Below are 17,184 nucleotides of genomic sequence, written 5' to 3'. Positions count from 1 at the left end.
AAAAGGTTCGGATGTGGGAAAAATTTAATTATATATCTTTATGTTTTGCAATTTAATGTTAGGGGGCTGTTTGTGAGCGTTTTTTCTTTATTCACCGAACCTAAAAAAATGAAAGCGCATATTGACGATTCTTCAGCCAAAGTACAACTAGAAACACGACTTTCAGATCTATTTGATTCCACTCGGAAACGCCCCGCAGTAATCCTATGCATTGGGACCGATCGATCAACAGGGGATTCTTTAGGGCCTTTAATTGGGACTCACCTTTCTCGCCTCAATTTGCCTAAACTCAACGTTTACGGGACTCTTGATGAGCCTGTTCATGCAACAAACTTACAGGAGAATATTAATTATATTCAGCAGTCTTTCTATAATCCCTTTATTATTGCCATTGATGCCTGCCTAGGGAAAATGGAATCTATAGGGTGTATTACCCTAGCTAATGGGCCATTAAAACCTGGCGCCGGCGTACACAAACAACTCCCTGAAGTTGGAGAGGCCCATATAACTGGAATTGTAAATGTCGGAGGGTTTATGGAGTATATGGTGTTGCAAAACACCCGACTCAACCTTGTGTGGCGAATGTCAGAGAACATTAGTACCCTCATAACGCATTCTTACTTAAAAGTACGCAAATGAATAATTATATTTTTTGTCCAAGCATTGCTCGATCGATAACTTCCTTTTCTTCCCCTGTCAATGAATACGTTGAAATCCCTTCCTTAACCGGTTTGGCATACACTCTTGCTTCCTCACGATTATGAATAGAACTTAATACAACTCCGCTACCCTCTTGATTTAAGAGCGCAAATGCAAAGCTCAAATCACTTCCTACGTTTTCAAACGCCCTAAAACGAATCAACTCAGCTCGGTCTACACTTGCACGTAATTTAATTTCGGCCTTAGAAAGTCTTGTGTCAATTCTGTTAATCTCTTGCTCTTGGTCAATCAGTTTTTGAATATTTTCTTGGAGAAGTGTATCTAGCTGATGTCCCGACATGAATGTTTGTAATGTTATTGAGGATGATTCAAAGAGTTTCATTCTACGATTGAGTCGCCGATAAAACAGTATGTTTATGATGAATGCAATTACTAATAGTAAGGCCAAAGCACATATACCCCACCAATGCAACGGCATAATATCTCCTAATTTATCCAATAATATTTCCAATGGTTTTCCCCCTCAATATTTCTATAACTTCAAGCACTCTGACTATGTCCAATCGTGCGCCTCCCACAGCCCCGTATATTACTTTTGTGGGCTATCTATTTCAGTGTTCCTTCGGCTCATCGTAGCAATCATACGCCGTTTGGTGCTTCTTGCTCCTTTATTGATAGTGACTTCGCCGATAGTCTATCATAAGTCGGTAAGTATACCTTTATGGATTATAGTTTCGATACTAGTCCTACGCCGTTTGGTATTCTCTTAGGGTTCACGGCTTCGGCGATATGCTAACCTGTGGCTTTAATTACCGAAGTCCCAATCCGCAAACTTAGTTTTAACAAATTCAAATAATAATATTAGTCTTTCTACTTTACATTCCTAAATGAAACTTAGTGAATAAAAGGGTAATAGGAACTACAATAAAAACCGCTGGTAATAGATTACCCACTTTAATTTCTTTAATTTCTAAAATATTAAATCCTATCCCTAAGATTAGTAGACCTCCTGTTGCGCTCATTTCGGCTATCACGGCAGGGGAAAGAATTCCTTGGAGTAGCACTGCTGCCATAGTTATAGACCCTTGATATATAAATACTGGGAGCGCAGATACTAAAACTCCGATCCCCATTGAAGATGCAAAGATTACAGCAGTAATACCATCTAGCATAGATTTTGCAAAAAGTATATTATTGTTTCCATTTAACCCACTCTCTAAAGATCCCATTATGGCCATGGCTCCAACGCAATAAATCAAGCTTGTCGTTACAAAGGCTTTCGTGAATCCAGTCTCTTGACCTTTTCTTGCAAATTTGTGTTCGAGCCATTCACCAAAATGCTGTAAACGGAGTTCAATATCTATCCACTCACCGATTATCCCACCCAATACAAGACTTGAGATTATGATTAGCGAATTTTTCGTTTGCAACGCCATACTTCCCCCAATTAACAAAATGGCTAGACCAATCCCCTGGATGACAGTTTTCTTAATTTTATCAGGAAAGGCTTGGCCAAACAAAAGCCCCACTAATCCCCCAACCACGATCGCGATCGTATTAACAAACGTCCCTAGCACATAAACACCCGCCTTCTAATATAAAACCTCATTGCAAATTCCATTATATCCCACTGTTTTGCATTGAAATACCTAATACACCTCACAGCTACCCTAATCTGATGAACAATTTATACGTTTCCAGCAAATTTTAAAACGATAGTATCAAATGTGAAACATTACCCAATCTACATCTACATGCTTCTTTTATTAATATGAGTGCTAATTATCACTCGCGAAAGCATGTAAAGTTCGAATATTATTCGAGGTATATTAAATATGTTCCACGTGGAACATATTTAATACCAAATAAATATTAACTCTCATTCTGATGACAATTTACAAATACAGCAGATTAGTAACATATGTTTCTAATAATATCACTTCAAATGTTCCACGTGGAACATTAATTCTGAACACTAAGGAGATATTGCATATATGCCTAATTTTCTAACCCGTATTAGGCATATAATGAATTACCTCAGCAGAAAAAACAATATTGAAAAACATTCCCAGATATAGCCTAATGTACTACTAAAGAGGGAATTACTTAAAGCCGAAGATCATACAACATGACACGCAACATGATTGCTTGATATGTTCAGATTATATCAGAGAGCATAGCCAAAATTTTGTGCGGGTATGCAATTTATCTCCACTTAAATGAGGGTTTTGAAGTTGGGGTATTCTTGCTGACTTTATAAACGACTACGCCTCAAATGTTCCACGTGGAACATTAATTTAATCAATTCGTATGTTCCAGAGCTCTAAAAGCCGATTTAGCTCTTCTTCAGAGAAGTATTGGATTTCAATTTTACCTCGTTTAAGATCTCCTTTTAATTGAACTTTTGTTTGAAAGCTAGTTCTAAGGCGATCTTCAACATTGTGGAATAATGAAGAACTTTCACGTGGAGGGCTTGTTCTTTTCACATTATCTGTGAGGTGGTTTATAAGGCTTTCGGTTTCCCGTACAGACAATTGTTCTTTGGCAGCCTTTTGGGCAGTTAATACCTGAATTGTAGAATCCTTTAGTCCAAGTAATATCTTTGCATGACCTAGGGAAATTTTTTCGTCCCGCAATAGATCGAGAACAACCTTAGGCAACAAAATAATACGCAAAAGGTTTGCTACAGTAGTGCGCGCTTTACCTACGCGTTGCGCGACGAGTTCCTGTGTCATACCATATTCTTCAATGAGGCGAGAGTAAGCTAATCCTTCTTCTATTGGAGATAAATCGGCTCGTTGTATATTCTCAATTAACGCGCGTTCAGCCATTTCTTGATCAGTACAAACTTGAACAATGCAAGCAATTTTGCTAAACCCAGCGATTTTCGCAGCACGTAAGCGTCGTTCCCCAGCAATAATACAATAATGTTCTCCTACAGGCCGGACTAGAACGGGTTGTAATAATCCGTGAATACGTAGTGATTCTGCTAATTCATTGAGACCCTCTATGTCAAAGTCTTTTCTGGGTTGTTCAGGATTAGGAATAATATCCGAAATAGGGACGTCTTTAATGCTAGGATTATCCTCCAGCTCATCTGATAGCAACGCTTGGAGCCCTCTTCCTAACGCTTTCTTAGACACGTTCTAAAACCTCCTTTGCTAATTCTCTGTATACTTCTGCTCCTCTAGAACGTGAATCATAGGAGTTAATGGCCTTACCATGGCTTGGAGCCTCACTAAGTCGAACATTTCGTGAAATAATTGTTTTGAAGACTTTTTGGGGGAAATACTTTTTAACCTCGTCAACAACTTGTATAGCAAGATTAGTTCGAGCGTCAAACATAGTCATAAGTGCTCCAATAATATTCAGATTTGGGTTGAGATGTTTACGTACTCTTTCCAAGGTATTCATCAACAAGGTCAACCCTTCGAGTGCATAGTACTCACATTGAATAGGAATTAACACATCCGTCGCAGCAGTTAGAGCATTTAGGGTTAAAACGCCTAGAGATGGAGGACAATCAATAAATATAAAGTCATAATCACCTATAATTCCTTCAAAAGCGATTTTCAACTTACCTTCTCGCGAAGATTGAGAGACTAACTCAATTTCTCCACCTGCCAACTCAATTCTTGCAGGGACAATGTTAAGATTTTTTTGTTCTGTCTTGTGAATTACTTGATCAATGGATACGTCGTTAATTAATACATCGTAAATACATTTTGTCAATTTATGCTTTGCAATCCCTAGACCACTAGTTGCATTACCCTGAGGGTCTAAATCGATGAGAAGAACACGTTTTCCTAGTTCCGCCAGACAAGCACTCAAATTTATTGCAGTTGTTGTCTTTGCAACACCACCTTTTTGGTTGGCAATAGCAATTACTCTAGTCATCAATTAGCGAACACTTCCTTTATTACTACTTAGGAAATCATATTCAATACTATTAGATAGTATCAAATCACATAGAATAAAAAAAGCGCTATTAACGCTTTTTCTAATAATATAAAAAAACATATATAATATTACGGTCCGATTGCGTAAATCTTTGGTAAAGGTAGATAACGACTTTGTTTTAGGGGCTCATTGCTTACAACTACTCCATTTAATTTAACAGTGCGGATCGATTTAACAACATATCCAGGCTGTCCTTGTTGCTTTAATACTGATGCTCCATGTGCCATTGTTTCATCAACAACGCGTCGTTCAGCGGCAGGTATAGTAGAATCAATAGTATTTCCTATAAATACTTCCTGGCCGGGTTTAACTTTGCCATACATCTCGATAGTTATAGAGTTATAACTCATTTTTGTTCGAACAAGGAGATATCCCCCAGTATTATTATTAAACTTAAGATCAAGATCTGGGTATGCAACCGTCGCATCCTGACCAAGAGGAACATATGATATAGCCAAATCATGGTTACTACGTTGGGTCACAGCTAAGTTGGCAAATAGTCCGGTGTTATATAAAGTACTAGATACTTGACATATCCCGCCAGCTAAGCCAGGAACAAACTCACCATTAACAATAACAAATGCATCCTTATATCCACCTTCAACGGTTCTCTCTCCGACTATTTGATTGAAGGATAAGGTACTTCCAGGCTTAATTACAGCCATATCCAAAGCTTTTGCAGCAATTTTTACATTCTCAGTTCTAGCTGTTTGAGCAGGATCGAATCGAGTAGTATAAGATGCTAATAAACCAGTGATTTTCTGATCTTCTAGTTGAGCTGCAGTAATAAGCGGCAATTGTTCCGTAAATTCGGCCTTAAGTTCGGGAATCATCTTATAAAGGTTAATCTCCTTAATTCTAAGAAGAAGTTCCTCAGAATCTACGATTAAGCCTTTTTGATCATTTTTAATAGTCATAATATTATCTTTTGTAATTTCAAACGTCGCGTCAGTAGCAGGGTCATTGAACTCGTCCAAAGTTCCTTTAAGAGCTTCACGTATCTTTGACTCATCCCATTCTTGAGAAAAATCAATATTTACACCTTTAGCAGCGGACCATTTTGAGGCTACCTTTTCAAAAATTGAGCCTTTTCTACCAATATCGTAAGCTTCTTGTAATGCCAAGTCTGCATTAAGAGCAAGGCCTAAGTCCTCCAGCTTAACTTTTGGCGACTGTTGACCAACACTTAGTACTATGGTTTGACTTAAGAGACTACTTACTTCTTTGTCAATAATCTTTTTAGCATCGTCTCGGGTTAGATTTCCAACATCAACGCCTGAAACTTTTACACCTTCAAGGATCCTTTGTTGATCCCGAGTATATACCAGTGCAAGAGTTCCGACTGAAAATATCATAATAAAGAGTAGTGCAAAAGAAACCAAAAGGAATTTTTTACGTCTAAGACTCTTTAAGCTCCTGCTCTTTTTAATTGAATTATTCTCCTCTCCGTACAGTCCTGTCAAAGTTTTCATTTCTGTACTTTGACTTGCTAATTTATCTTCTGTGTCGTCCAATATGCTCCCCCCAATACAATCAAAACAGGTAAATACGAGTACATAAAGTATAATTCGACGTACTATTCATATTTCCTTCACTACAAAATTAATTAGTAACTTAACCGCTCTAATATTCAGCATGCAAAATAGTATTAATTCTCCATATTATGGTTATTTTGGTTTTCTTTACATCTCTAGAAGATAGTTAACTAAGCGGATCCTTAGCTGGAGTTCCTGCTTGACGCGGGTACTCTGGAGGGGTTTCTTTCACTTTTCTTATTCTAAGAATCGCCCGATGTTCTGCCCCTTCACCAAGATTAAAATGTTCAATACCTTCTATTGAACCTCCAAGTAGTAATAAAGCTCTCTTAGATTCTGTAACCTCTATTTCATACTGGGATCCTTTTGGAGCTAATAGTAGCCCGTTGACTTTTAGAACAGGCAACGCATATTCCAACAAGACAGGAAGTCGGGCAACCGCACGTGAACTTACTGTGTCAAAATGTCTTCTATAGTGTACATCTCTCCCAAAGTCTTCCACTCGTGCATGAATAGTCTTGATTCCCTTCAAATCTAATGCTTGAATAACAACGTCTAAAAAATCTAACCGCTTCTTTAATGAATCCATCAGTACAATATCTAAGTCTGGACGCAGGATCTTAAGAGGAATGCCAGGAAATCCAGCCCCAGTTCCCAAATCAGCAAACGTCAGACCATTGATAAACCTTCCTAAAACCATAGAATCAATAAAATGCTTTAATATGACTTCATGCGGTTCAGTAATTCTCGTTAAATTTAAACGTTGATTCCAATCTAGTAAAAGATCTCCGAAATTACAAAGTTTAGTAACCTGTAGATCAGATAATTCACTTCCTATGTGCTGTTTGGTTAATAATTGAATTAAAGAAGCATGCTCCCTAAACATCATCTATTTCCTCCTCTGCGCCGTTGTTCTAAAGAAACGAGCAAAACGGAAATATCAGCCGGAGTAACTCCAGTAATTCGTGAGGCCTGTCCAATATTCAAAGGTCGAACTTCCATAAGACGTTGCCTACCTTCAGTGGATAATCCTCGTATAGCTTCATAATCAAGAGCATCTGACAGACAGCGGGCTTCTAACTTAGAAAATCTCTCAATATCCGCCCATTGTTTTTCAATATATCCTGAATACTTTGTTTCAACCTCTACTTCTTCAAGAACTTCCCGATCAAATTGGTCTAACTCTGGAAGGAGTTTAACTAAATGGTCAAGCGTAATTTCTGGTCTGCGTATTAAATCCTGAGCGCTGATTCCTCCACGCACAGGAGTAGATTTAGCCTCTGCCATAACTATGTGTAACTCTTCCCGCAAAGGAGAGAAAACGGTCACTTTCCAAAGCTCTTTAATATAGTTATAGTTCTTCTTTTTAGTCAGGAAACGTTCCCAACGCTCTTCACTGACTAACCCAATTGCCCTTCCTTTATCTGTCAACCTTAAATCAGCATTGTCTTGCCGTAAGATTAACCTGTATTCTGCTCGGGACGTTAAAAGTCGGTAAGGTTCCTTGACCCCTTTTGTAACCAAGTCATCTATCAAAACCCCTAGATAACCGTCCGAACGAAGAAGAATGAACGGGTCTTTGGCATTGGCTCGAAGAGCAGCATTAATCCCTGCCATCAAACCTTGTGCAGCAGCCTCTTCATATCCAGACGTTCCATTTAATTGACCAGCAGTAAACAGCCCCGGTAGCTGCCGTACTTCTAACCCTAGAGAAAGTTGATGTGGCTTGACATAGTCATACTCAATAGCATATCCCGGACGTAACATGCAAACATTTTCTAGTCCAGGAATACTCTGTAGTATTTTCACTTGGACATCCTCTGGCATACTAGTCGAGAGACCGGCAACATAAAGCTCGTCACTTTGCCAACCTTCAGGTTCTAAAAAGATCTGATGAGCTTCTCTTTGGGCAAATCTAACAACCTTGTCTTCGATGGATGGGCAATAACGAGGACCAATTCCTTCAATTTTACCAGAATATAAAGGCGCTCGGTATAGGTTTTCCCGGATAATATCATGTGTTTGAGTTGCAGTATATCCTAACCAACACGGAACTTGTTTAGATAGATCTTTGCCCCAAAATTGACTTTGAGTTGGTAAAAAGGAATAACTCGAAAACTTATCATCGCCAGGCTGAATACGAAATTTAGAATACTCAACAGACTGGCGATGGATTCGAGGCGGTGTGCCGGTTTTAAATCTTCCCAAATCAATTCCTAACTCTTTGAGTGAATCAGATAGCGACATAGCTGGCATTTGCCCATTTGGTCCACCTTGATACATAGAATCCCCTATGATGATTCTACCACGCAAATATGTACCACTTGTTAAGACTACATTGTCAGATTCATAACGTGCACCAGATCGTGTAACGACGCCAGACATTCTATACTTATCGACAACAAGACGCTCTACCATCCCTTGAGATACTGTTAGCCTAGAATGAGAGAATAATACATCTCTCATTCTATTCTGGTAAGCCAGTTTATCGGATTGAACCCTCAAAGCATGTACAGCAGGTCCTTTTCCTGTATTCAACATTTTTACTTGCAAAGATGTTTTGTCAGCTACAATCCCCATTTGACCACCTAAAGCATCAATTTCTCGAATCAAATGCCCTTTAGCTGGTCCACCAAGTGATGGATTACAGGGCATATGTGCAATCGTATCAAGGTTTAAGGTGAGTAATAAGGTCTCACACCCAAGTCGTGCAGCGGCAAGGGCTGCTTCACACCCTGCATGCCCAGCTCCAACCACAATAACATCGTATTTTCCAGCAAAGTATTCCAAAGTTCATCCTACTTTCCGATACAAAATCGAGAAAAAATATCTTCTAGAAGTGATTCTTGAACATCATGTCCTGTTATTTCTGATACGTGATGGAGTGCTTCGCGAAGATCAATAGAAAGTATATCCCACGGCATTCCTGACTCAATACTTTCCGACGCTTGTTTTAAAGCACTGTCGCAACGCTCTAAAGCAGAAATCTGACGTACATTAGACAGTAGTGAGTCTGACGTAAGAACAGCATCTCCCTGATAAACTCTACTTTGGATTTGAACTTCAAGCTCTTCAAAACCCTTATGCTGTAGAACAGAAAAAGGAATCCAGTGTGCATTGTTATAATCAGATACTATTATTTCATTCTCTAACAGATCTATTTTATTAACAACAACAATAACTTTCTCGGCATAGACATTCAAAATATATAACTCATCTTTTGTTAAAGGGAGGTTCGCCTGAACCACTAACAAAATCAGTTCTGCCTTCAGTAATGCATTCCACGTTCTTTCGATTCCTAGGCGTTCTACAAGATCGTTACTTTCACAAATACCTGCAGTATCCACCAGTTTCAGAAGGATACCTCCCACACTGACTGATTCTCTGATTTCGTCACGTGTTGTTCCCGGAATGTCAGTTACTATAGCTCTTTCTTCTCGTAATAACGCATTAAGCAAACTCGATTTCCCGACATTAGGCCGCCCAACAATAACAGTGAGTAGACCATCCCTAATTATTTTCCCCGTTCTACTTCCAGCTAAAAGGTGATTAGAATCTACTAGAGCTTCATTAACTCTAGCTCTGAGGTTTTCTCTATCTAAAGTTTCAACATCGTCTTCAGGAAAATCAATACCAGCTTCGATAAAAGCAAAGATTTCTAGTATTTTTTCTCTCAGATTTAAGATTCTTCTTGAAAGTCCACCACTTAGTTGATTTAAAGCTAAATTTGCAGCTGTCTCTGTCCGAGAGCTAATCAAATCAATAACCGCTTCCGCTTGAACTAAGTCCATCTTACCATTTAGAAATGCCCGTTTAGAGAATTCACCAGGCTCAGCGAGTTTCGCGCCATGACGAATACAAGCTTGCAAAATTCTTTGCGCTACGTAAGTTCCGCCGTGGCAATTGATTTCATATACATCCTCACCTGTATAAGAAGAAGGAGACAACATTCTACCAACGAGAACCTCGTCGAGTACTTTCTCTTCATCCCTAAAGATACCAAGGTTTAAGCTGAAATTTTCCTTTAGAGACCAGCGTTTCATATTGCGTGGTTCAAAACATTTCTCAATAATATTTCCAGATATAGAACCGCTCAATCTTAAAATATGAATACTTGTTTCACCCATTGCCGTAGCCATAGCAACAATCGTATCGTCCACCCGATCATCTCCATTTAATTTAAAGTCGATAGTTCTCTATATTGCTTTCCAGCCCACGTCGGAAAAATACTTGATTTACTTAATAAAAAGAACTTGGCTAGCTCCAGACCTACAGATGTCGGCGCCAGCCAAGTTCTTAATACCAAACAATAAGTAAAAATCTATAAGTAATATTATACAAGTCAGAAAGTATAAGTGCAACATAGGCGATCGCCAGCGCCTGAAGGCTTGGCGGAAGCCAAGTTTTCTCTATACTCTTTTCAATGAGATAACTACACGCCTATTAGGGTCATCACCTTCACTAAAAGTTGATATTCTAGTTTCATCCTGTAAAGAAGTATGAATAATTCGCCGTTCATGAGGGTTCATAGGCTCTAATACAACTCGAATCCCAGTTCTCTTAACCTTTTCAGACAACCTTTTCGCCAGACGAACTAAAGTATCTTCGCGGCGTGACCTATACCCTTCAACATCCACTATAAGACGAACACGTTCAGATAATTTCCTAGCAACAGCTAAATTCGTTAAGTATTGCAACGCATCTAATGTATCTCCACGCCGTCCAATAAGAATTCCAAGCTCCGGTCCAGTTATATCAATATGCCAGTGTTCTCCATTCTTACTCGTTTGGGTATTAGCATTAACGCCCATTGCTTGACAAACATTACTAATAAAATCTGCAGCCAACGTGCCAGGATCATCTTCATAAGAAATTCGAACCTTAGCCAGACGTGTTCCAAAGAGTCCGAATAAACCTTTTTTGGTAGGTTCCTCTAGTACTTCAATTTTTACACGATTACGATCAACGCCTAACTCTAGAACCCCAGCAGCGATCGCTTCTTCAACCGTTTTTCCGGTTTTCTCTGCAACCCTCATGACCGATCCTCCTCACGTCTTCCACTTTATCTATATAGCGCTCTTAGTTTGGTTAGCCAATTTTCTATTAATATAAAGTTGTTGGAAAATCGAAACAACGTTCATTGTTACCCAATATAAGGCCAAACCTGCAGGAACTGTGGCACTAATATAAGCAAAAAACACTGGCATTATATATAACATCGTCTTTTGTGTCGGATCCGAAGTATTTGGATTTGTTAGTTTCGTTTGCAGGTATGTTGTTGCAGCAGCAAAAATAGGTAATATCAAATGGTAGGAAAGCGTAAAACCATAGATTTTAGTTAGATCAAAGTATAAGAACGAATAGGCAGCTGGATTTGACCCATATTGAAAATGAAGTAAGGTACTATATAATGCCCAGAAAATCGGCAACTGAACGAGAATTGGAAGGCAACCACCCATTGGATTAACTTTATTTTCCTTGTATAGCTCCATAACCGCTGCGTTAGCTTTTTCCTTATTATTTTTATGTTTTGCTTGAATTGCTTTGATCTTTGGTTGTAGATCAACTGTTTTACGCATTGAAGCCATTTGTTTATAAGTTAAAGGATAAATCAAGGTTTTAATTAACATAGTTAAAAGAATAATCGCTACTCCATAATTAGCAAAACCCATTGAAGCGGAAAAATTATAGAGTATATTTAATAAACTGGTCATTCCTTCGACAATAATATTCATAAAAATCCTCCTTATGCTGGGTCGTGCCCTCCAGGATGAAACGGATGGCATTTTGAAATTCTTTTAATTGCTTTCCAACTGCCTTTGGATAAGCCGTACTTTTGTATAACCTGAACAGAATACTCCGAGCAACTCGGGTAAAAGCGACAGGTTTGTCCTTTCAGAGGGGAAAGGAATTTTTGGTACAGACGAATTAAAAAAACTAATATTTTTTTCATAATATTTTACTCACTCTTAACTAAAGCATTTGCGTTTTTTAACATGTTCATCATAGTCTTTTCGACTTCCAAATAGGAAACTCCTTTTATCTTTGCCCTAGCAATAAGAATTATTTGAATATCATTTCTAATTTCAGACAAATGAATACGGATGACTTCCCTCATTAGTCTCTTGGCACGATTTCTCTGAACTGAGTTGCCAACTTTTTTGGAGGCAATAAATCCAAAACGTTTAGGACCTTTTAAAACATAAATAGCAACATACTTTACAGAATAATTTTTTCCTTCCGCAAAAACCTCTTTAATGTGAGATTTCTTGCGCAAGCGGAAATTTCTTTTTAACATAAATCCTCCAGGCTTGGATACCTTTGGTTAGAACATATTCTATCTAACAATGCTTTAATTTAAACGTTTTATGGAAATTGTCTAACGCAGAAAAAATTTATTTAAAAAAAGGCCACATAATGCGGCCTTAAACTGATAATTTTTTCCGACCTTTTAATCGACGACGTTTGATAACATTTCTTCCTGTTGGTGTACTCATACGACTTAAAAAACCGTGAACACGCTTATGACGGCGATTCTTCGGTTGATATGTTCTTTTCAATTTAACGACACCTCCTTATTTTCATAACGAAAAAAACATTCTTAGCAATCAAACTTACTTAGAGATTATACTCTAACATTTTTTGATCTGTCAAGCTAAGGACTTCACTATAATGTGGATAAGATAGTTAGTGAGAAAGTTATCCACTGTGAATAATTTGCTCATACTCACAATATTCCTGTTGATAACCTTTCGAAAACTTGATATTATGTCAATACATCCCCTTGGGCAATCTACATTTCGAGTTATCTTTTATCCACACTACTTAATTTGACTAAGTTATCCACAAATGTGTATAAGTTTGTGTATAACTTTTTTATTGTCATTAATCTCACATTCTTTAATACAAGGGAGGTCCGTCCATGCCACCACAGTCAATCTCACCGGAATTTTTGTGGCAGGAAACTCTAGAAAAGCTAAAAACTGAACTATCAAAGCCAAGCTTTGAAACATGGTTTAGTTCCACACGACTTTTTCTTATTGATGGCGATACAATTGTCATTAGTGTTCCTAATGAATTTGCTAAAGATTGGTTAGAGAGTCGTTATGCACCTTTAATCCGTTCTTCTATCCAATCCATTTTAGGACATTCCGTCAGTCTACGTTTTATTATCCCCTCACCAGAGGGATCCTATGCTGAAGATGCTGTTCCTTCCAATCCAGTTTCCCCAATAATTCCAAAACAACCTGAAACTTCGCCTAATTTTCTTAATAATAAATATACCTTTGACACGTTTGTCATTGGAAACAGCAATCGCTTTGCTCATGCAGCCTCTTTAGCTGTTGCAGAATCACCAGCTAAATCTTATAATCCTCTATTCATTTATGGAGGAGTTGGCTTGGGTAAAACTCACCTCATGCATGCTATTGGTCATCATATTCTTCAACGATCTCCTAATACTAAGGTCCTTTATGTTTCCAGTGAAAAATTCACAAATGAACTTATTGATTCGATTAAGGACGAAAACTCCATTGAATTTCGCAATCAGTACCGAAATGTGGATATTCTTTTGATTGATGATATACAATTTTTAGCGGGTAAAGAGCGAACTCAAGAAGAGTTCTTTCATACCTTTAATGCGCTCCATGAAGCAAATAAGCAAATTATTATTTCTTCCGACCGCCCTCCCAAAGAAATACCAACCTTAGAAGACCGATTGCGTTCTCGTTTTGAATGGGGTCTAATCACTGATATTCAGGCCCCAGATTTAGAAACACGCATAGCTATTCTTAGAAAAAAAGCTATGCTAGAAAATCTTCAAGTTCCTAATGAAGTAATGTTTTATATCGCTGATAAAATACACTCTAATATACGTGAACTTGAGGGAGCTCTCATTCGTGTCATGGCTTTTGCCTCCCTTAGTTTGATCCCCATAACTACAGAGGTTGCAGTTGAAGCATTAAAGGACATCATACCGGCAAACAGCACCAAACAAATAACTATTGAGATAATTCAACAATCTGTTGCGGGATATTTTCATCTATCTCCCAGTGAGTTTAAAGCAAAAAAGAGAACGCGTGCTGTGGCCTTTCCTAGGCAAATTGCCATGTACCTTTCGCGCCAACTCACAGATTCCTCTCTGCCAAAGATCGGTGACGAGTTTGGTGGTAGAGATCATACCACCGTAATGCACGCTCACGATAAAATTACAAATGCCATATTAAATGATCCTTTATTAGAAAAAAAAATTAACGAAATGATTCAACGGATACAATCTGAGTAAAACTTTTAATTTATACAAGTTCAGATTTGTGGATAACTTGTTTATATTATTTGGATAAAGTAAAAAATAAATAATATATGTGGACATGTGGATAACTTATATCCATCTGTCCACACCTTTTTCAACATTCATTTTCTCAGTGGTTTAGCACTATTTATAGACTTATCCACATGTTGACAAGCAATACTACTATAACTACTATTTATTATCTTATTATTATTAAGCCTGATTTAGAACTTTAACTACAAAGTTTAAGGGGAGGATTCAACTATATGAAAATCTTCTGCTCAAAAGATGCACTGCTTTCTGCGGTAAATGCTGTTCAAAAGGCTGTATCTAGTAAAAACACCTTGCCAATTCTTCAAGGGATTTTAATCAAAGCTGAACAACAGTCTTTACAATTTGCGGCTACTGATCTTGAAATGGGAATACGATGTGAGGTGCCTGCCCAAGTTATTGAAGAAGGTATAATGGTTGTTCCTGCAAAACTTTTCTCGGAAGTCGTCCGAAAATTACCGGATACAACTATTACCCTAGAGGAACGGGATAAAGCGATCACTATTTGTTACAATCAATCTGAAATAATTTTAAATGGGTACGATCCAGAGGAATTCCCTTTGCTTCCAGATCTATTGGATCCTATTTCATTTACACTGACAACTACAGTATTTAAAAACATGATTAGACAGACCGTATTTGCTTGTGCTGTAGAAGAAAATCGCCCAGTATTTAATGGATCTTTATTACAAATTGAAAGTTCTAGTATCCGTTTAGTAGCAACAGATACACATCGTTTGGCTTATAGCATTGCTGAGATACCAAACCCTGAGGAATTAAATTTTAGTGGTATTATTCCTTCTAAGACGTTATCAGAAATATATCGCTTACTGCGAGATGAAGATGAAATCTTAACCATTAATTTCAGTAATAATCAAGTGGTATTTAAATTCGGGTCTATTTATTTAGTTTCTAGACTTATTGAAGGACAGTTTCCAAATTTTAAACAAGTAATTCCCCAAACATGTGAAACAAAAGTAAATCTATCCGTTAGAAGTTTTCTGGAAGCTGTCGAGCGCGCTTCATTACTTTCCCGTGATAAAAGCGGGGCTAATATTATAAGAATAAATGTTGAAGAAAACGAACTAAGAATTGATCAAACGTCCGAATTTGGGAAAATATCGGAACAAATAAACGTCGAACTGGAAGGTAAAAGTGTTATGATTGCCTTTAATGCAAAATTTCTAATAGATGCTTTGAAAGTAATCAATAGTGAACAAATTATATTCGAACTCTCTGGACCCTTTAGCCCAGGTGTAATGAGGCCCTTAGATGATCCTAATTATCTTTATCTTGTATTGCCTGTTAGAACGTCGTAACTTAAAGTTATGATGATCAACAATCTACGGTTACAAAATTTTCGTAATTATCAAGATGTGACGATAAAATTTATGCCTGGCATTAATATATTAATGGGAGATAATGGTCAGGGAAAGACTAACATTATAGAGGGTATTTATTACCTTTTGACAGGAAAGTCTTATAGAGTTCAACGAGAACAGGAACTTTTGCATTGGGACCAAAGCGAGTTTCATCTGTTTGGAGATTTTTTGATGGCACACCATAAAGTTTCTTTAGAAAGTCATTATAAAGATAAAAGGAAAATAGTAAAAGTTAATCAAGTACCTTGTCAACGTTTGTCAGATTTTGTCGGTACAATTAACGTAATTTTCTTTTCTCCGGATGATCTTGTTATGATTAAAGGAGGCCCTTCAGAAAGAAGGAGATTTTTAGATTTACATATTGCTCAAATGCGTCCTGGACATGTAAGTTTACTCAACTCATATAATAAAGTTTTACAGCAAAAAAGTGCACTTTTAAAATCCTTCGCAGCCAAATCCCTTAAATATTCTCAATTACAACTTTGGAACGAACAAATTATAAAATATGGTCAAAATATTATTCGTAATCGCGTAGAGTTGACGAAGCGTTTACAGAGTGTAGCAGATAATATCTACGGGAACCTATCATCTCAGAAAGAAAAACTCAAAGTCACTTACATGGCTTTAGGTAATAAAAATATCGATGAGGCTATTTCGAAATTTCCACAGTTGCTTGACGATAAATTGGAACAAGAAATTGACCGACAGATGGTGCTCGTAGGTCCCCATCGTGATGATGTACAAATTCTTTTAAACGATAAACCTGCACGTCTCTATGCCTCGCAAGGACAACAGCGTTCTATCGTGTTATGTTTAAAACTTGCTGAATTAGAACTAATTCGTCAAGAAAAAGAAGAGTATCCTATACTCTTACTTGACGACGTATTGTCTGAATTGGATCGTTTTAGGAGAGACTACTTAATGAATTTTATTGAGTCATCGCGCATTCAAACTTTAATAACGATGACAAGTGCAGAAATTCATCTTGAGTCTGGGACACTTTACTTTGTCGAAAAAGGACATATAAGGAGGGAGCAGTAATTGTACATACATTTAGGTGGTGATGTTCTTATTAATAAGAATAAAATTGTTGCAATTATTGATTTAGAAACCGTAACAGAAGGTAAAATTAACGAACAATTTTTAAAAAAAATTAAGAATAACAAAAATATTAATTACATTTCTGAAAGTGGCAAAGAAAAAACATTAATTATTACTCTGAAAGAACATTATTTATCACCAATTTCATCAACAACTTTATTCAAAAGAGGGGACTTGCGTGATACAGCGGAACTTGTGTGATACA

The 17,184-nt window shown here is 37.5% G+C and carries 18 protein-coding genes; 5 read left to right on the top strand and 13 right to left on the bottom strand.

What is annotated here, in order from left to right; all coding sequences use genetic code 11:
* Nucleotides 1-72 precede the first annotated feature (72 nt).
* Nucleotides 73-639 carry a spore protease YyaC gene (yyaC, locus tag E4K67_RS19055; RefSeq protein WP_135549622.1) on the top strand — a complete coding sequence of 189 codons (567 nt, stop codon included), beginning with the start codon at nucleotides 73-75 and terminating at the stop codon, nucleotides 637-639.
* A 4-nt stretch (nucleotides 640-643) separates the two neighbouring features.
* Here the strand turns inward: yyaC and E4K67_RS19050 are convergent, their stop codons facing one another.
* The 13 genes from E4K67_RS19050 to rpmH form a co-directional block, all read right to left on the bottom strand.
* A complete protein-coding gene (locus tag E4K67_RS19050) occupies nucleotides 644-1,138 on the bottom strand; it encodes a DUF4446 family protein (RefSeq protein WP_135549927.1) in 495 nt (164 codons plus the stop codon).
* Nucleotides 1,139-1,535: 397 nt separating this feature from the next.
* Nucleotides 1,536-2,237, bottom strand: coding sequence for a DUF554 domain-containing protein (locus tag E4K67_RS19045; protein WP_135549620.1), 702 nt, complete (start codon nucleotides 2,235-2,237; stop codon nucleotides 1,536-1,538).
* A 720-nt stretch (nucleotides 2,238-2,957) separates the two neighbouring features.
* A complete protein-coding gene (locus E4K67_RS19040; protein WP_135549618.1) occupies nucleotides 2,958-3,803 on the bottom strand; it encodes a ParB/RepB/Spo0J family partition protein in 846 nt (281 codons plus the stop codon).
* Nucleotides 3,796-4,557 carry a ParA family protein gene (locus E4K67_RS19035; protein WP_135549925.1) on the bottom strand — a complete coding sequence of 254 codons (762 nt, stop codon included), beginning with the start codon at nucleotides 4,555-4,557 and terminating at the stop codon, nucleotides 3,796-3,798. The genes E4K67_RS19040 and E4K67_RS19035 overlap by 8 nt, the downstream gene beginning before the upstream one ends.
* A gap of 131 nt (nucleotides 4,558-4,688) precedes the next feature.
* Nucleotides 4,689-6,134, bottom strand: a complete 1,446-nt coding sequence (locus tag E4K67_RS19030) for a VanW family protein (RefSeq protein ID WP_243454541.1) — start codon at nucleotides 6,132-6,134, stop codon at nucleotides 4,689-4,691.
* Nucleotides 6,135-6,321: 187 nt separating this feature from the next.
* Nucleotides 6,322-7,041 carry a 16S rRNA (guanine(527)-N(7))-methyltransferase RsmG gene (gene rsmG / locus E4K67_RS19025; RefSeq protein WP_135549922.1) on the bottom strand — a complete coding sequence of 240 codons (720 nt, stop codon included), beginning with the start codon at nucleotides 7,039-7,041 and terminating at the stop codon, nucleotides 6,322-6,324.
* On the bottom strand, nucleotides 7,041-8,945 hold the full coding sequence (mnmG, locus tag E4K67_RS19020; RefSeq protein ID WP_135549616.1) for a tRNA uridine-5-carboxymethylaminomethyl(34) synthesis enzyme MnmG: 1,905 nt from the start codon (nucleotides 8,943-8,945) through the stop codon (nucleotides 7,041-7,043). Before mnmG ends, rsmG begins: the two co-directional genes overlap by 1 nt.
* A gap of 8 nt (nucleotides 8,946-8,953) precedes the next feature.
* The gene (gene mnmE, locus E4K67_RS19015; RefSeq protein ID WP_135549614.1) at nucleotides 8,954-10,315 is read right to left on the bottom strand and encodes a tRNA uridine-5-carboxymethylaminomethyl(34) synthesis GTPase MnmE; all 1,362 of its coding nucleotides are present in this window, start codon (nucleotides 10,313-10,315) and stop codon (nucleotides 8,954-8,956) included.
* A gap of 249 nt (nucleotides 10,316-10,564) precedes the next feature.
* Nucleotides 10,565-11,191 (bottom strand): RNA-binding cell elongation regulator Jag/EloR, encoded by a 627-nt coding sequence (gene jag, locus E4K67_RS19010; RefSeq protein WP_135549612.1) that lies wholly within the window; start codon nucleotides 11,189-11,191, stop codon nucleotides 10,565-10,567.
* Between the two features lie 30 nt (nucleotides 11,192-11,221).
* The gene (locus E4K67_RS19005) at nucleotides 11,222-11,890 is read right to left on the bottom strand and encodes a YidC/Oxa1 family membrane protein insertase (RefSeq protein ID WP_135549611.1); all 669 of its coding nucleotides are present in this window, start codon (nucleotides 11,888-11,890) and stop codon (nucleotides 11,222-11,224) included.
* A gap of 11 nt (nucleotides 11,891-11,901) precedes the next feature.
* Nucleotides 11,902-12,111, bottom strand: a complete 210-nt coding sequence (gene yidD / locus E4K67_RS19000) for a membrane protein insertion efficiency factor YidD (RefSeq protein WP_135549920.1) — start codon at nucleotides 12,109-12,111, stop codon at nucleotides 11,902-11,904.
* Between the two features lie 3 nt (nucleotides 12,112-12,114).
* Nucleotides 12,115-12,453, bottom strand: a complete 339-nt coding sequence (gene rnpA, locus E4K67_RS18995; protein ID WP_135549609.1) for a ribonuclease P protein component — start codon at nucleotides 12,451-12,453, stop codon at nucleotides 12,115-12,117.
* Nucleotides 12,454-12,580: 127 nt separating this feature from the next.
* The gene (gene rpmH, locus E4K67_RS18990; RefSeq protein ID WP_007777819.1) at nucleotides 12,581-12,715 is read right to left on the bottom strand and encodes a 50S ribosomal protein L34; all 135 of its coding nucleotides are present in this window, start codon (nucleotides 12,713-12,715) and stop codon (nucleotides 12,581-12,583) included.
* A gap of 362 nt (nucleotides 12,716-13,077) precedes the next feature.
* Here rpmH and dnaA point away from each other — a divergent pair, with 362 nt between their 5' ends.
* The 4 genes from dnaA to remB all read left to right on the top strand — a co-directional run bounded on the left by dnaA (nucleotide 13,078) and on the right by remB (nucleotide 17,180).
* Nucleotides 13,078-14,439: a chromosomal replication initiator protein DnaA gene (dnaA, locus tag E4K67_RS18985; RefSeq protein WP_135549607.1), complete on the top strand. Its 1,362-nt coding sequence runs from the start codon at nucleotides 13,078-13,080 to the stop codon at nucleotides 14,437-14,439.
* A 272-nt stretch (nucleotides 14,440-14,711) separates the two neighbouring features.
* Nucleotides 14,712-15,815, top strand: a complete 1,104-nt coding sequence (gene dnaN, locus E4K67_RS18980; protein ID WP_135549606.1) for a DNA polymerase III subunit beta — start codon at nucleotides 14,712-14,714, stop codon at nucleotides 15,813-15,815.
* A gap of 9 nt (nucleotides 15,816-15,824) precedes the next feature.
* Nucleotides 15,825-16,919 carry a DNA replication/repair protein RecF gene (gene recF, locus E4K67_RS18975; RefSeq protein WP_135549605.1) on the top strand — a complete coding sequence of 365 codons (1,095 nt, stop codon included), beginning with the start codon at nucleotides 15,825-15,827 and terminating at the stop codon, nucleotides 16,917-16,919.
* Entirely contained in the window at nucleotides 16,920-17,180 is a 261-nt protein-coding gene (gene remB, locus E4K67_RS18970) for an extracellular matrix regulator RemB (protein ID WP_135549603.1), read from the top strand.
* The last annotated feature ends 4 nt before the right edge of the window (nucleotides 17,181-17,184 follow it).

Source organism: Desulfosporosinus fructosivorans (assembly GCF_004766045.1).
Classification (GTDB): domain Bacteria; phylum Bacillota; class Desulfitobacteriia; order Desulfitobacteriales; family Desulfitobacteriaceae; genus Desulfosporosinus; species Desulfosporosinus fructosivorans.
The sequence above is the reverse complement of the archived record's forward strand: the minus strand, read 5'-3'. Positions and strand labels throughout refer to the sequence as shown.

What these genes read in the sequence shown, in the direction of transcription:
- jag (WP_135549612.1), bottom strand. Translation starts at nt 11,191, where the DNA reads ATGAGGGTTGCAGAGAAAACCGGAAAAACGGTTGAAGAAGCGATCGCT.
- E4K67_RS19035 (WP_135549925.1), bottom strand. Translation starts at nt 4,557, where the DNA reads ATGACTAGAGTAATTGCTATTGCCAACCAAAAAGGTGGTGTTGCAAAG.
- rsmG (WP_135549922.1), bottom strand. Translation starts at nt 7,041, where the DNA reads ATGTTTAGGGAGCATGCTTCTTTAATTCAATTATTAACCAAACAGCAC.
- rnpA (WP_135549609.1), bottom strand. Translation starts at nt 12,453, where the DNA reads ATGTTAAAAAGAAATTTCCGCTTGCGCAAGAAATCTCACATTAAAGAG.
- E4K67_RS19050 (WP_135549927.1), bottom strand. Translation starts at nt 1,138, where the DNA reads ATGCCGTTGCATTGGTGGGGTATATGTGCTTTGGCCTTACTATTAGTA.
- recF (WP_135549605.1), top strand. Translation starts at nt 15,825, where the DNA reads ATGATGATCAACAATCTACGGTTACAAAATTTTCGTAATTATCAAGAT.
- E4K67_RS19005 (WP_135549611.1), bottom strand. Translation starts at nt 11,890, where the DNA reads ATGAATATTATTGTCGAAGGAATGACCAGTTTATTAAATATACTCTAT.
- dnaA (WP_135549607.1), top strand. Translation starts at nt 13,078, where the DNA reads ATGCCACCACAGTCAATCTCACCGGAATTTTTGTGGCAGGAAACTCTA.
- dnaN (WP_135549606.1), top strand. Translation starts at nt 14,712, where the DNA reads ATGAAAATCTTCTGCTCAAAAGATGCACTGCTTTCTGCGGTAAATGCT.